Origin of the sequence: Aeromonas sp. 96A (assembly GCF_051919165.1) — a bacterium.
GTDB lineage: Bacteria > Pseudomonadota > Gammaproteobacteria > Enterobacterales > Aeromonadaceae > Aeromonas > Aeromonas veronii.
The window spans coordinates 2,584,046-2,598,491 of sequence record NZ_JBQBFE010000001.1 but is presented as its reverse complement, the minus strand read 5'-3'; the positions used below and the strand labels follow the sequence as shown (position 1 = coordinate 2,598,491).

11 protein-coding genes are annotated in these 14,446 nt (G+C 61.1%); 9 read left to right on the top strand and 2 right to left on the bottom strand.

Annotated features, from left to right (window positions below; all coding sequences use genetic code 11):
* The first annotated feature begins 206 nt into the window (after positions 1-206).
* Positions 207-2,099 (top strand): methyl-accepting chemotaxis protein, encoded by a 1,893-nt coding sequence (locus ACTG2W_RS11895; protein ID WP_106844291.1) that lies wholly within the window; start codon positions 207-209, stop codon positions 2,097-2,099.
* Positions 2,100-2,164: 65 nt separating this feature from the next.
* Here the strand turns inward: ACTG2W_RS11895 and ACTG2W_RS11890 are convergent, their stop codons facing one another.
* Both ACTG2W_RS11890 and ACTG2W_RS11885 read right to left on the bottom strand, forming a co-directional pair.
* Positions 2,165-2,677 carry a lipocalin family protein gene (locus ACTG2W_RS11890; protein ID WP_005356301.1) on the bottom strand — a complete coding sequence of 171 codons (513 nt, stop codon included), beginning with the start codon at positions 2,675-2,677 and terminating at the stop codon, positions 2,165-2,167.
* Positions 2,678-2,694: 17 nt separating this feature from the next.
* Entirely contained in the window at positions 2,695-3,597 is a 903-nt protein-coding gene (locus ACTG2W_RS11885) for an AraC family transcriptional regulator (RefSeq protein WP_106844290.1), read from the bottom strand.
* A 157-nt stretch (positions 3,598-3,754) separates the two neighbouring features.
* On the opposite strand from ACTG2W_RS11885, the gene yqhD reads away from it, so the two are divergent.
* The 8 genes from yqhD to ACTG2W_RS11845 all read left to right on the top strand — a co-directional run bounded on the left by yqhD (position 3,755) and on the right by ACTG2W_RS11845 (position 14,426).
* On the top strand, positions 3,755-4,918 hold the full coding sequence (gene yqhD / locus ACTG2W_RS11880) for an alcohol dehydrogenase (RefSeq protein WP_005356302.1): 1,164 nt from the start codon (positions 3,755-3,757) through the stop codon (positions 4,916-4,918).
* 507 nt (positions 4,919-5,425) lie between these two features.
* On the top strand, positions 5,426-6,952 hold the full coding sequence (gene pntA, locus ACTG2W_RS11875; RefSeq protein ID WP_040070064.1) for a Re/Si-specific NAD(P)(+) transhydrogenase subunit alpha: 1,527 nt from the start codon (positions 5,426-5,428) through the stop codon (positions 6,950-6,952).
* 11 nt (positions 6,953-6,963) lie between these two features.
* Positions 6,964-8,448: a Re/Si-specific NAD(P)(+) transhydrogenase subunit beta gene (gene pntB / locus ACTG2W_RS11870; protein WP_005339759.1), complete on the top strand. Its 1,485-nt coding sequence runs from the start codon at positions 6,964-6,966 to the stop codon at positions 8,446-8,448.
* Positions 8,449-8,546: 98 nt separating this feature from the next.
* Complete coding sequence (locus tag ACTG2W_RS11865; protein WP_106844289.1) at positions 8,547-9,326, top strand: substrate-binding periplasmic protein; 780 nt, start codon at positions 8,547-8,549, stop codon at positions 9,324-9,326.
* 147 nt (positions 9,327-9,473) lie between these two features.
* On the top strand, positions 9,474-10,142 hold the full coding sequence (locus tag ACTG2W_RS11860; RefSeq protein WP_106844288.1) for a helix-turn-helix transcriptional regulator: 669 nt from the start codon (positions 9,474-9,476) through the stop codon (positions 10,140-10,142).
* A gap of 21 nt (positions 10,143-10,163) precedes the next feature.
* Positions 10,164-11,465, top strand: a complete 1,302-nt coding sequence (locus ACTG2W_RS11855; protein ID WP_181281678.1) for an L-cysteine desulfidase family protein — start codon at positions 10,164-10,166, stop codon at positions 11,463-11,465.
* 133 nt (positions 11,466-11,598) lie between these two features.
* A complete protein-coding gene (locus ACTG2W_RS11850) occupies positions 11,599-12,999 on the top strand; it encodes an L-cystine transporter (protein ID WP_005341918.1) in 1,401 nt (466 codons plus the stop codon).
* 98 nt (positions 13,000-13,097) lie between these two features.
* Positions 13,098-14,426: a CoA-disulfide reductase gene (locus ACTG2W_RS11845; RefSeq protein ID WP_106844286.1), complete on the top strand. Its 1,329-nt coding sequence runs from the start codon at positions 13,098-13,100 to the stop codon at positions 14,424-14,426.
* Positions 14,427-14,446 lie beyond the last annotated feature (20 nt).

Genomic DNA, 14,446 nt, shown 5'->3' with positions numbered 1-14,446 from the left:
TGACAGGCCGCCTTCGGGCGGCCTGCTGCTTTGTTGTTACAAGAGTCAGTAGCATGGAATAGCGATCTGCTTCACACGAATAGCGCGTTCTGTTGTTGATAGATGGGAAAATATACAGATTCACTAAAGTCTGTCCATATTGCGGCCGATAGCCTTTGATACATCAGGGTTTTCCCTGCCTGACACAACAACAAGGATTCGTCGTCATGACCCTCTCTCTGCGCGGCAAGCTGCTGGCCACCAGTCTTGGCGTAGTGCTGCTGATGGCATCACTGCTCGGCATCGTTGCCTTTCACACCCTAAAATCCCGCACCATGAGCGCCATCCAGAGCGAGGCGGTCAACTATGGCCACGCCTACTCGGTCGCCATCGGCGAATGGATGACGGATCGCAAGAACACCGTCCATGCGCTGGTCAACCTGATCAGCGATAACCCCCAAGCCGAGCTGGTGCCGCACCTGAAGCAGGCCTACACCTCCGGTGGGTTCGGCCTCACCTATTTTGGCTCCGCGCAGGGGGTGATGACCCGGCAGGATCCCTCCCTCAACACCGGCAACTATGACCCGCGCGAGCGCCCCTGGTATCAGGATGCGGTGAAGGCGGGGCAGCTCATCGTCACCGCCCCCTATGTCAGCGTCACCATGCAGAAGCTGGTGGTCACCCTCTCCGAGCCGGTACGCCATCAGGGGGAGCTGGTCGGTGCCGTGGGGGCCAACCTGGCGCTCGACAAGCTGATCGACGAAGTGCTGGCGATGAAGGTGCAGGGTGAAGGCTATGCCATGCTGCTCGACAGCAGCGGCCTCATCGTCGGCCATCCGCAGAAGGATCTGGCGCTCAAGCCCATCGCCGAGCTGGCGCCGGGACTCTCGGCCGCCACCTTCCAGCAGTGGGGCCGCGAAAACAGCGAGCTGCACGCCGCCACCCTCGACGGGCGGGATGTGCTGCTGGCAGTACAACCGGTACCGGGCACCGACTGGCTGCTGGCCATGGTGATGTATCGCGATGTGCTGGAGGCGCCGCTCAGCAGTCTGCTGTGGGAGCTGGTGGGGCTGACCCTGGTGCTGATGCTGGTGTTCAGCGCCCTGCTCACCGCCACCTTCAAATACCTGTTCGCCGATCTCGGTCGGGTCGCGCACGCCCTGCACGACATTGCCCACGGCGAGGGGGATCTCACCGTTCACATCAACACCCACAGCAAGGATGAGGTGGGTCAGCTGGCCCAGAACTTCAACCAGTTCGTGGCGCGGCTGCACGGTATCGTCAGCCGGTTGCGGGATGTGACCGTCGAGCTGGCGGCACAGTCCCGTGCCCAGGCGGCCGGGGCGCAGGCCCGTAGTCAGCGGGTACGCCAGCAGCAGGACGAGATCGTGATGGTGGCGACCGCGGTGACCGAGATGGCTTCCGCTACCCAGGAGATCGCCGGCAACGCCGAGTTTGCCGCCACTACCGCCACCGATGCGGTCGCACTGGCGGTCGCTGGTCAATCCCAGGTTGGCCAGAGTCAGCGCAGCATTACCGGTCTGGCGGACGAAGTGGCCGATGCCAGCCAGATCATCAACGAGCTCGACAGCCATGCCCAGAAGATCAGCGGCATTCTGGCGACCATCAGCGGCATCGCCGAGCAGACCAACCTGCTGGCGCTCAACGCCGCCATCGAGGCGGCGCGGGCCGGAGAGCAGGGGCGCGGCTTCGCGGTGGTGGCGGACGAGGTGCGGGTGCTGTCGCGTCGCACCCACGACTCCACCGACGAGATCCAGCAGATGATCGAGACCCTGCAGCAGACCACCCGTCGCGCCGTGGGTGGCATGGAGACCAGCCGTCAGCTGGCGGGTACCAGCGTCGAGGATGCGGAAGCGGCCAACCAGAGCCTTGCCCGGATCAACGAGGCGATCGGCTCTATCTGCGACATGGCGACCCAGATCGCGGCGGCGGCCGAGGAGCAGACTTCGGTGACCGGCGAAATCAGCCGCAATACCGAGAATATCCGCCACGTCTCGCAAGAGCTGGCCGAGCAGGCGGGCAACGAGGCGGCGCAGGCGGCCGAACTCAAGTCGCTGACCGAGCGGCTGGAGCAGGAGATCGGCCGCTTCCGGCTCTGACATCCCGCCACGCCAGCAACAGAAAGGGCAGCCCGCGGGCTGCCCTTTGTTATTTCACGACTGGCTTAAGGGGTCTGCTTGACCCAAATCAGCTGGTCGGTGGCAAAGCCTAGCGACTTCGCTTTGGCGACCAGCGCATCCACCTTCGCCTTGGGCGGGTTGGGTGAGCGGGAGAGGATCCAGAGGTAGTCGTGGTTGTAGCTGGTCACCAGCGAGAGCTGATAATCGGGGTCGAGGTCGATGACGTTGTAGCCGCCGTAGAAGGGGCCGAAGAAGCTCACCTTGAGCCGCGCCTCGTCCGGGTTGCCGACGAAGTAGGCTTTGCCCTCGGCTTCGCGCCAGCTGCCATCGCTCTGCTTGCCGCGGTTGAGCACCTTGACGCCGCCATCATCCCGCAGGCTGTAGGTGGCGCTCACCTGCTCCAGCCCCCGCTCGAAGCTGTGGTCGAGGCGGGCGATTTCGTACCAGGTGCCAAGATAACGATCGAGCTGGAAGCCGGTAACGGGGCGAATGCCATCGGCAATCCCGGTACAGGCCGTCAGCAGCAAAGCGGTGAACAGGCAAAGCAGTGAACGCATAAGTAATCCCTCTCTTGTTATCCCTCGATGATGCGCAGCTGGCCATCCCGGAAGCGGGAGGCCTGATCTGTCGGCGTGCTGCCGAAGAAGCGCTTGTACTCCCGGCTGAACTGGGAGTTGCTCTCGTAACCGACTCTGGCCGCCGCGGTGCCCGCCTTGATGCCATCGTGCAGCATCATCATCCGCGCCTTGTGGAGGCGAAACGACTTGATGTACTGCAGCGGCGAGGTGGCAGTGACCGCCTTGAAGTGGTGGTGAAAGGCGGAGACGCTCATGTTCACCTCCCGCGCCAGCTCCTCCATGGTGAGGTTGTCGGCATAACGGGACTCTATCATACGCAGCACCCGGGCGATCTGGCCCACATGGTTGTGGCGATTGGCGAGCGCCTGCAGCGCCGGGCCGCCCCCCTCGGTGAGGGCGTGAAATAGCATCTCGCGCACCGTCTGCGGTCCCAGCACCCTGGCGTGCAGCGGGTTGTCCATCAGCTCGATCAGTCGCTCGGCGGCGCAAAACATGGTTTCGGACAGGGGGACCGAGTGGACGCCGCTCTTTTGCGGCGCGGGGGCGGGCAGGGCATCGCCCAGCTCCAGCAGCAGCTCTTGCAGGGTGACCAGATCGATCTCGATGGTAAAACCGATAAGCGGCTGCTCGGGGGAGGCGAAGCACTCGCACTCGCAGGGCAGCGGCAGGGTCATCAGCAGATAGTGGTTGGGGTCGTAGCGAAACACTTGATCCGCCAGATAACCCACCTTGTGTCCCTGCAGGATAACGATCATCCGCGGTTGGTAGAGCACCGGGGTGCGGCCATGGTGTTCGGTGGTATAGATGAGGTTGACCTGTTTCACCGGTGATGGGGTGATGCCGGGGGTGGTGACGTGGCGGGTCAATCTGGTTGCGAGGTCGCTGTAACGGTTTTGCATGGGGGCTCTTTGATTCGACAGTTCCGGTTTTCGCTGCTTTGTAGAAATAGGCAAGAATCAAGCAGGATGTTGTCTTGATGGTAGGGTGGTTCTGGAGAAAAATGCAATCACGATTTCGCGGCCTGGCCGCCCTGACTATCAGAAGAAGGCAATGTCGATGAACAACTTTACTCTCCATACCCCGACCAAAATCCTGTTCGGCCAAGGGCAGATCGCCCAGCTGCGCGAGCAGCTTCCGAGCGATGCCCGCGTCATGATCACCTACGGTGGCGGCAGCGTGGTACGCAGCGGCCTGCTGGAACAGATCCGCAACGAGCTGGCTGGCATGACCCTGTTTGAATTTGGCGGCATCGAACCGAACCCGGCCTACGAGACCCTGATGGGCGCCGTGGAGCTGGCCCGTGCCGAGCGGGTCGACTTCCTGCTCGCCGTTGGTGGTGGTTCCGTGCTCGATGGCACCAAGTTTATCGCTGCTGCCGCGCACTACGATCTGGCCAAGGATCCCTGGCACATTCTCGAGACCGTCGGCAGCGAAGTGCGCTCCGCCATCCCGCTCGGCTCAGTGCTGACCCTGCCGGCAACCGGTTCCGAAATGAACATGGGGGCCGTCATCACCCGTCGCAGCAGTGGCGACAAGGTGCACTTCTTCTCGCCGTTCGTGATGCCGCGCTTCGCCGTGCTGGATCCGGTGCTCACCTACACCCTGCCCGAGCGTCAGGTGGCGAACGGGGTGGTGGATGCTTTCGTTCACATAGTGGAGCAGTACCTCACCTATCCGGTCAATGCCAAGGTGCAGGATCGCTTCGCCGAAGGCTTGCTGCTGACCCTGATCGAAGAGGGCCCCAAGGCGCTGGCCGAGCCGCACAACTACGAGGTACGCGCCAACATCATGTGGAGCGCCACCATGGCGTTGAACGGCCTGATCGGTGCCGGTGTGCCGCAGGATTGGGCCACCCACATGCTGGGTCACGAGCTGACTGCCCTGCACGGCCTCGACCACGCCCAGACTCTGGCAGTGGTGCTGCCCGCCCTGCTGCAGGCCAAGCGCAAACAGAAACATGCCAAGCTGCTGCAATACGCAGAGCGGGTGTGGGGTCTGAACAGCGGCAGCGAAGCGGAGCGCATCGACGATGCCATCGCCGCGACCCGCGACTTCTTCGAACGGATGGGGGTCAAGACCCGACTGCGCGACTACGGTCTGAAAGATCTGGGTATCGACACCCTGATCGGCAAGCTGGGTGAGCACGGCATGACCCGTCTGGGCGAGCACAGCGATATCGATCTGGTGCAGAGCCAGCATATTTATGAAGCGGCCTGGTAAGGGCCGCCAATCGGTGCCAAACGGGCGAAACGATTGAATTGCCGGGGCCTTCTCCCGCCTTCTGGCGGCTGAGTGGCCCCGCTTTTGTTGGGAAAATGTTACTTTTCGGCGTTTCGCTGCGAGAAGTGAGACGAAAGCGGATTTCGTAAGAACAAAAAACGCTAAGATAGAGGGCCGGTAAAACATTTTTTTTGACTGGTTGGATCACTTTTTTCAGCCGTTTTTACTGGTATAAGCCTCTAATTTGGTTTGTTTTTTTTAATCGTAGCCAGGGATGGGCTGAATTCTGTACGAGTGCCGTCGGGACTGCGGTTGTAATAAAACTCCAAAATTTGATACTAATCACCTTCGCGCCTGAAAAGCGGGGGCCTGACCATGACAGGAGGTTGAGGTAAAGCCTACTGATTTTCATAACAAAGAGCCCTGGACCTGCACTTTGGTCATGTCTTGTTTCGTCAGAAGTGAGACACTGGGCAGCGATTGTTTATTAACCATCAGGGAATAGTCATGCAGATTGGAATACCGAGAGAGAGTCTCGCCGGTGAGACCCGGGTCGCAGCGACCCCGGCTACCGTCGAGCAGCTGAAAAAGCTCGGCTTCGAGGTCGCCATCGAGACCGGCGCAGGCCTGTCGGCCAGCTTCGATGATGCCGCCTTCGAGGCTGCCGGTGCCAGCGTGGTGCCGAATGTCTGGCAAGCCGACCTTATCTTCAAGGTCAATGCGCCGACCGATGCCGAGATCGCACAAATTAAAGATGGCGCCACTCTGGTGAGCTTCATCTGGCCTGCCCAGAACCCTGAGCTGGTCAAGAAGCTGTCCGAGCGCAACATCAATGTGATGGCGATGGATATGGTGCCGCGGATCTCCCGTGCCCAGTCCCTCGATGCCCTCTCCTCCATGGCCAACATCGGTGGCTATCGCGCCGTGGTTGAAGCTGCGCACCAGTTCGGTCGCTTCTTCACCGGTCAAATCACCGCAGCCGGTAAAGTGCCGCCTGCCAAGGTACTGGTGATCGGTGCCGGTGTTGCCGGTCTGGCTGCCATCGGTACGGCCGGTTCCCTCGGCGCCATCGTGCGTGCCTTCGATACCCGTCTGGAAGTGGCCGAGCAGATCGAATCCATGGGTGGGGAATTCCTCAAGCTGGACTTCGGTGGCGAAGACGGCGCATCCAGCGATGGTTACGCCAAAGTGATGTCCGATGAGTTCATCAAGGCCGAGATGGAGCTGTTTGCCCAGCAGGCCAAAGAGGTGGATATCATCATCACCACCGCCCTGATCCCGGGCAAGCCGGCTCCCAAGCTGATCACCAAAGAGATGGTCGACAGCATGAAGCCGGGCTCCGTCATTGTGGACATGGCCGCTCAGGCTGGCGGTAACTGTGAATACACAGTGCCGGGCGAACTGCATGTCACCGCCAACGGCGTCAAGGTGATCGGTTACACCGATTTGCCGGGTCGTCTGCCTGCCCAATCCTCCCAGCTCTACGGTACCAATCTGGTCAACCTGATGAAGCTGATGTGCAAGGAGAAGGACGGCAACGTTGCCATCGACTTCGAAGACGTGGTTCAGCGCAACATGACGGTGATCCAGGCCGGTGAAGTGACCTTCCCGCCGCCCGCCATCTCCGTCTCTGCTGCCCCGCAGAAACCGGCCGCCGCCAAACCGGCCGCCAAGAAGGAAGAGGCCAAGCCCTCCAACAAGAAGTTCGTGTTCGGTGCCCTCGGTATCGCCGCCTTCGGCTGGATCGCCTCCGTTGCCCCGGCAGCCTTCCTCTCCCACTTCACCGTATTCATCCTGGCCTGTGTGGTCGGTTACTACGTGGTGTGGAACGTCTCTCACGCCCTGCACACGCCGCTGATGTCGGTCACCAATGCCATCTCCGGCATTATCGTGGTCGGTGCCCTGCTGCAGATCGGGCAAGGGTCGACCCTGGTCACCGCGCTGGCGTTCATCGCCGTGCTGATTGCCAGTATCAACATCTTCGGCGGCTTCACCGTCACTCAGCGCATGCTGAAGATGTTCCGTAAGGATTAAGGGGGTTTAACGTGTCTCAAGGACTGGTAACAGCATCCTATATCGTTGCCGCCGTGCTCTTCATCCTCAGTCTCGCGGGACTGTCGAAGCAAGAAACGGCCAAGCATGGCAACCTGTTCGGTATCGCGGGTATGGCTATCGCCCTGCTCGCCACCGTATTCAACCCGGAGACCAGTGGTGTTCACTGGATCATCCTGGCCATGGTGATCGGCGGAGCCATCGGCGTGCGTCTGGCGCTCAAGGTCGAAATGACCGAGATGCCCGAGCTGGTGGCCGTGCTGCACAGCTTCGTGGGTATGGCGGCAGTACTGGTGGGCTTCAACAGCTTCATCGATCTGCACCCTTCTGCACCTGCTGAGGTCGTCGTCTCCGTCGGTTCCAACCTGGATGCCACCCTGGCAGCCGCCCGTGCGGCGTTCGAGCAGGCCAACAGCGTTGCTCAGGTCGAGCACCTGACCGGCGCCATGCTGAACATCCACCTGGTCGAGATCTTCCTGGGCGTCTTCATCGGTGCCGTAACCTTTACCGGTTCCGTGGTTGCCTTCGGCAAACTGCGCGGTCTGATCTCCTCCAAGCCACTGATGCTGCCGCACCGCCACAAGCTGAACCTGCTGGCCGTGGTCGCTTCTCTGGCGCTGATGGTCTACTTCGTCAACGCGGGCGGCTCTACCTTCGCCCTGCTGGTGATGACCCTGATCGCCTTCGCCTTCGGCTGGCATCTGGTTGCCTCCATCGGTGGCGCAGACATGCCGGTGGTAGTCTCCATGCTGAACTCCTACTCCGGTTGGGCAGCGGCGGCGGCGGGCTTCATGCTCTCCAACGACCTGCTGATCGTCACCGGTGCCCTGGTGGGTTCCTCCGGTGCGATCCTCTCTTACATCATGTGCAAGGCGATGAACCGCTCTTTCATCTCCGTGATCGCCGGTGGCTTCGGCTCCGATGGCGTGGCCTCCACGGCTGATCAGGAGATGGGCGAATACCGCGAAACCAGCGCCGAGGAAGTGGCTGACCTGCTGAAGAACTCCAGCTCCGTCATCATCACCCCGGGCTACGGCATGGCGGTGGCGCAGGCCCAGTATCCGGTGGCTGAAATCACCCAGAAGCTGCGTGATCGCGGCGTCAAGGTGCGCTTCGGTATCCACCCGGTTGCCGGTCGTCTGCCTGGCCACATGAACGTGCTGCTGGCGGAAGCGAAAGTCCCGTATGACATCGTGCTGGAAATGGACGAGATCAACGACGACTTCGCCGATACCGATACCGTGCTGGTGATCGGTGCCAACGACACCGTCAACCCGGCCGCGATGGAAGATCCGGGCAGCCCGATCGCCGGTATGCCGGTGCTGGAAGTGTGGAAAGCGCAGAACGTCATCGGCTTCAAGCGTTCCATGAACACTGGCTACGCCGGTGTCCAGAACCCGCTGTTCTTCAAGGAAAATACCCAGATGCTGTTTGGCGATGCCAAGGCCAGCGTCGAGGCAATCCTGAAAGCACTGTAAGTGCCCGTCAGGGACTGGATATCAAGGAGGCTTCGGCCTCCTTTTTTATTGCTCATCCCTTGTATATCCTCAATCCATACGGACCATGAGGGATCTCCATGATGTGGTGTCAGGGTTGGCGAAGGATCGGGTTGTACGGCTGGCTGCTGGCCTTCCTGTTTGGTGCTGGTTCGGCCGTAGCAGCGGACGAGCCGCCGACTCTGACGCTGCTGACCGAGCTGTGGCCCCCTTATGTGATGCGTGGTGACAATGGCGAGCTGGCCGGCGCCGATCTCGATCTGGCCTGTACCGTGTTGCGCCAGATGGGTTATCGCACCGAAATCAGGGTGCTGCCCTGGAAGCGGGTTCTGCAGCAGGCCCGTCTCAGGCAGGGGGATGCGGTAGTCGACGTCTTCTTTGAACCTTCCCGCCAGCACTGGCTCCACTACCCCGAAGAGCCGCTCTCTTACAGCGGCGAGGTGCTCTTCTATCCGACGGCTCGTCCGGTGGATTTCAAGCAGCTCTCCGACCTCAAGGGTCTGCGGATAGGTATTCAGGAAGATTATGCCTACAGCCCCGATTTTCTGACCGATCCCGGGGTGATCCGGATGCCGATGACGGGGGAGGGGAATGCCATCAAACAGCTGCATCTGATGATGGCCGGTCGGCTGGACGGGGTGGTGCTCAACGAGCGGGTCGGTCGCTACTTGCTGCACACTCAGGGGCTGCAGGATCAGGTGAACCACGGCTCGCGCCTGCTGACCGACGACAACCGCAACTTCCTCGCGTTTACCCACAAGCCCGGCCACGACCAGCTGGCTATCCGCTTCTCCTCTGCCCTCAAGGCATTCAAACAGACTTCCGCCTACAAGCAGCTGCTGGCCCGCTATCACCTCTGAGTTGCCGCCCTGCTGTGCGCCGCTTCACAATTTGTCGCACTTTGTTAAAAGGTGGGCATAATGGCGAACAAAAAGGGGATGCCGCTCAACATTAGTTGATCTTGTTGATAGTAGAATCAACTGCGGTTTACTCAAAGTTACTCATATATGTCCACAGCAGCCACCACTGACCAGATCAATTCGTTAACGGATGAAGAACGTCATCTGATCGCCAGTTTCGAGCCCGCGGTCGAGGCGCTGGCCGCGCTGTTTGGCGCAGGGTGCGAGGTGGTGTTGCATGCGTTCGATACGCTGGATGCATCGGTCATCAAGATTGCCAACGGCCATGTCACCGGTCGTCGGGAGGGGGCGCCGGTCACCGACTTTGCCCTCAACCGCTTGCAGGGGGAGGCGGGCAGCCAGTGGAGCAGCTACTTCAGCCGTACCCGCGACGGGACGCTGATGAAGTCCTCCTCCATCACTATCAGCAACCGGCAGGGCAAGCCCATCGGCATGCTCTGCGTGAACTTCAGTCTGGATATCTCCCTTGGCAGCCTGCTCGATACTTTTGCGCTGCCCGCGGCACCGGTACCGCTCAATAACGAGACTTTTGCCAGCTCGGTGGACGATCTGGTGACTCAGGTGATTGAGAAGGTGGATCGGGACGATTCGCTCTCCTGCACGGTGCGCAACAAGGAGATAGTGACCCGGCTCTTCGACATGGGGATCTTCGAGATCAAGGAGGCGGCCCAGCTGGTTGCCCGGATGCTCGGCATCTCCCGTCATACTGTTTATCTGCATATCCGCAACCACAAGGCGGATCTGAACAAGCAATAACTGCCTGCGGGCACCCTGAACATGAGAAACACTGCGATGAAAGCACAATGGACCGACTTTATTACCCTGCTCAAGCGTGAAGTGGTGCCGGCCCTGGGCTGTACCGAGCCGATGTCGGTGGCGCTGGCGGCGGCCAACTGCCGCAAGCTGCTGGGGGAGACTCCGACCCGCATCAGCGTCTGGGTCAGTGGCAATCTGTTCAAGAACGGCATGGGGGTCGGAGTGCCGGGCACCGGCATGATCGGTCTTCCGGTGGCCGCTGCGGTCGGCATCACAGGGGGCAACCCGGATGCCGGGCTGGAGGTGCTCAAGACCCTTACACCAGAACAGGTGGAAGCGGCCAAGACGTTGCTGCCGGTCATCAAGGTGGATGTGAAGGATGTGCCGGACGTGCTCTATGCCGAGGTGCTGGCCGAAGTTGAAGGGCACAGTGCCCGGGTGGTGATCTGTACCGACCACACCCGCATCATCCTGATGGAGAAGGATGGCGAGGTGCTGATGGAGCAGGCCAGCGCCCCCGGCGTGCAGATCCAGCCAGCCAAATCCGCCAAACCGGCCATGACCCTGCGGGAGATCGTCGATTTTGCATTGGAAGTGCCGCTGGCGGAGATCGACTTTATCCGCGAGGCCGCCACTATGAATCAGGCGCTGGCAGATGAAGGGTTGCAGGGTTACGGTCTGAAGATCGGCAAGATCCTCACCGAACAGGTGGAGCGCAAGCTGCTCTCCGATGACCTGATGACGCTGACGATGCGACTCTCCTCCGCTGCCTCCGATGCACGGATGGATGGCGCCATGCTGCCCGCCATGTCCAACTCCGGTTCCGGCAATCAGGGCATTGCCGCTACCATGCCGGTGGTCGCGGCTGCCCGTTTCCTCAAGGCGAGCGACGAGCAGCTGACCCGGGCACTGGTGATGAGCCATCTGGTGGCCATCTACATCAAGACCTATCAGAACAAGCTGTCGGCCCTCTGCGCCGCCAGTACCGCCGCCATGGGGGCCGGTGCCGCCATCACCTGGCTGCTGGGCGGCCAGTATCAGCAGATCAGCCACTGCATCAACAACATGATTGGCGATGTCTCCGGCATCATCTGCGACGGCGCGGGCAGCGCCTGCTCCATGAAGGTCTCCACCTCCACCTCGGCGGCGGTTAAGTCTTCGCTGATGGCTATCAACAACCTGCATGTCCCCCAGAGCGAGGGGATCGTTTCCGACGATGTGGACCAGACCATCGCCAATCTGGGACGACTCTCCAAAGAGGGAATGCTGGATACCGACATCGAAATCATCAATATCATGCGAGCGAAACAGCAGAAGCAGTGAATCTGTGACAAGGGGGCGATAGACCCCCTTGTTCTTGTCACGACGGCGCAGACCGTCTGACACGGTTGCCAGGGCAAGCATGGCGCTTGCTCTTGTTTCTCGGGCGCAAGCCCGCTTTTTGGGGAGTCATACCATGACATTTAGCGTTATCGGCAATCTGGCCATCGCCGCCATCTTGCTGTTCTTTCTCTACCGGTTACAGGAAAAACATGTGAGCTTCACCCGCCGGGTATTTGCCGGTCTGGGGCTCGGTATTCTGTTCGGCGCCGCGTTGCAACTGCTTTACGGTGCAGGTTCGCCCGTCATTGTTCAGACCATCGACTATCTGGATATCGTGGGTAGCGGCTATGTGAAGCTGCTGCAGATGATCATCATCCCGCTGATCATGGTCTCCATCATCAGCGCTATCTTGAAGCTCAATGGCGGCACCGCGCTGGGCAAGATCAGCGCCATGACCATAGGCGTGCTGATCTTCACCACCGCCATCGCCGCCGGGGCGGGCATCCTGATGTCCAACCTGTTTGGCCTGACCGCTGAAGGGCTCACATCCGGGGCTGCCGAGAGCGCCCGGGGCGCCGCGCTGCAGACCACCCTCGGCAGCGTCGAGAGCATGTCTTTCGCCAAGATGATGCTGGAGTTCATTCCCGCCAATCCCTTCCTCGACATGACCGGGGCGCGCAAGACCTCTACCATCGCCGTGGTGATCTTCTCCATCTTCATCGGCCTCTCTGCCACCGGCATCGCCCGCAAGAAGCCGGAGATCTTCGCCAGCTTCAGCCACTTCGTAGCCGTGGCTCATGCCATCGTAATGCGAATGGTGACTCTGGTGCTGCGCCTGACCCCGTTCGGCGTACTGGCGCTGATGACCAAGGTGGTCTCCGGCTCCAACTATGCGGATATTCTCAACCTGCTCAGCTTTGTGATGGCCTCTTACGGCGCCATTGCCATCATGTTTGTCGTGCACTTGCTGCTGGTGAGCATGGTCGGCATCAACCCGCTGCGCTTCCTCAAGAAGATCACGCCGGTGCTGGCGTTTGCCTTCACCTCGCGCACCAGTGCGGGCTCCATCCCGATGAACGTGCAGACCCAGACCAAGTCGCTGGGTATTCCGGAGGGGATCGCCAACTTCGCCGCCTCCTTCGGTTCCACCATCGGTCAGAACGGCTGTGCCGGTATCTATCCGGCCATGCTGGCCGTGATGATTGCCCCGACCGTCGGGGTTAACCCGATGGATCCCGGCTTCATCATGACCCTGATCGCCATCATCACCGTCAGCTCCTTCGGGGTGGCCGGGATTGGCGGTGGCGCCACCTTTGCCGCGCTGATCGTGCTCTCCGCGCTGGACTTCCCGGTGGCGCTGGCCGGTCTGCTCATTTCCATCGAGCCGCTGATCGATATGGGCCGTACCGCGCTGAACGTCTCCGGCTCCATCACCGCAGGGACGGTCACCAGCCGCCTGATGGGCGAGACCGACATGCATGTGTTCAACAGCGATCACGAAGTGAGTCTGGACGGCGAAGAGTCCACCGTCTGATTTGCTGTCGGTTGATCTGCTCGTGGAAAGGGGTGACTCTTTCCCGTCATAGACCGCAGGGAGGGCATGCCCTCCCTGCGCCATTGAGAGGAAAAACAATGAGAATTCTGATCATCGGTGGCGAAGCCGCCGGTATGAGTGCGGCCGCCAAGGCGCGCCGTCTGGCCAAAGATGCCGAAATCGTTGTGTATGAGGCCTCCGAGGTGATCTCTTTCGGTGCCTGCGGCCTGCCTTACTTTGTCGGCGACGAGTTTCAGGAGCCCGGCTACATGGCCGAGTTCACCCCCGAGCAGTTCGCCGCCAAGGGGATCGAGGTCAAGATTGGCCATCGGGTATTGAGCGTCGACGCGGCGGCCCAGACTCTGGTGGTGGAGCACAACGGCGACACCTTCACCGACCGCTACGATCGGCTGATGATCGCCACCGGTGCCCGCGAAGTGATGCCCCCCATCCCCGGTTTGCAGCAGCAAGGGGTATTCGGTCTGCGCCGGATGGCCGACGGACTGGCGCTGAAGGCGGCGGTACAGGACAAGAACAATCGCCGCGCCGTGGTGATTGGCTCCGGCTTTATCGGGCTGGAAGTGGTCGAGGCGCTGGTCCATCAGGGCAAGGAGGTGCGTCTCATCGAGCTGGCGGATCGAGTCATCCCCGATGCGTTTGATGGCGAGATCACCCAGCACATCGAAACCGAACTGCGCGAGCAGGGGGTCTCTCTCCATCTGGGTGAGCGAGTTGAAGCGCTGCTGGGGGATGGCCGGGTGACCGGCGTGCGCACCAGCCAGGGCAAGTACGAGGCCGATATCGTGGTGGTCTGCACCGGGGTCAAGCCCAACACCGAGTTTCTGGCCGACACCGGCATCGAGCGGCTCGGCAACGGCGCCATCAAGGTGGACCGTCAGGGGCGCAGCTCGCTGGCTAATGTCTGGTCGGCCGGTGATTGTGCCAGCGTTTGGCATAGCGTGAAGCAGCAGCAGGTCTATGTGCCGCTCGCCACCATCGCCAACAAGCTGGGGCGCATGGTAGGCGAGAACCTGGCGGGTGCCGAGCAGGAGTTCCCGGGTACCCTCGGTTCTGCGGCGCTCAAGGTGCTGGGGCTGGAGGCGGGCCGTACCGGCCTCTCCGAGCAGGAAGCCAAGGCGATGGGCATCGACTATCGCACCGTGGTGATCAAGGACAAGTGCCATACCAACTACTGCCCGGGTCAGTCCGACATTCACGTCAAGCTGGTCTATGAGGCGGGCAGCAAGCGGCTGCTGGGTGGCCAGATCCTCGGTCGCAAGGGGGCGGTCCACCGCATCGACGCGCTGGCGGTGGCCATCACCATGGGGGTGACCACCGAGCAGCTCGGCATGCTGGACTTTGCCTACGCGCCTCCCTTCTCACGCACCTGGGATGCCCTGAACGTGGCGGGTAATGTCGCGAAGTAAGCGTTGCGATGACGGCGTTG

Excerpts from the sequence above, each read along its gene's own strand:
- ACTG2W_RS11895 (WP_106844291.1), top strand. The coding sequence starts at position 207 with ATGACCCTCTCTCTGCGCGGCAAGCTGCTGGCCACCAGTCTTGGCGTA.
- ACTG2W_RS11890 (WP_005356301.1), bottom strand. The coding sequence starts at position 2,677 with ATGCGTTCACTGCTTTGCCTGTTCACCGCTTTGCTGCTGACGGCCTGT.
- ACTG2W_RS11885 (WP_106844290.1), bottom strand. The coding sequence starts at position 3,597 with ATGCAAAACCGTTACAGCGACCTCGCAACCAGATTGACCCGCCACGTC.
- yqhD (WP_005356302.1), top strand. The coding sequence starts at position 3,755 with ATGAACAACTTTACTCTCCATACCCCGACCAAAATCCTGTTCGGCCAA.
- pntA (WP_040070064.1), top strand. The coding sequence starts at position 5,426 with ATGCAGATTGGAATACCGAGAGAGAGTCTCGCCGGTGAGACCCGGGTC.
- ACTG2W_RS11865 (WP_106844289.1), top strand. The coding sequence starts at position 8,547 with ATGATGTGGTGTCAGGGTTGGCGAAGGATCGGGTTGTACGGCTGGCTG.
- ACTG2W_RS11860 (WP_106844288.1), top strand. The coding sequence starts at position 9,474 with ATGTCCACAGCAGCCACCACTGACCAGATCAATTCGTTAACGGATGAA.
- ACTG2W_RS11855 (WP_181281678.1), top strand. The coding sequence starts at position 10,164 with ATGAGAAACACTGCGATGAAAGCACAATGGACCGACTTTATTACCCTG.
- ACTG2W_RS11850 (WP_005341918.1), top strand. The coding sequence starts at position 11,599 with ATGACATTTAGCGTTATCGGCAATCTGGCCATCGCCGCCATCTTGCTG.
- ACTG2W_RS11845 (WP_106844286.1), top strand. The coding sequence starts at position 13,098 with ATGAGAATTCTGATCATCGGTGGCGAAGCCGCCGGTATGAGTGCGGCC.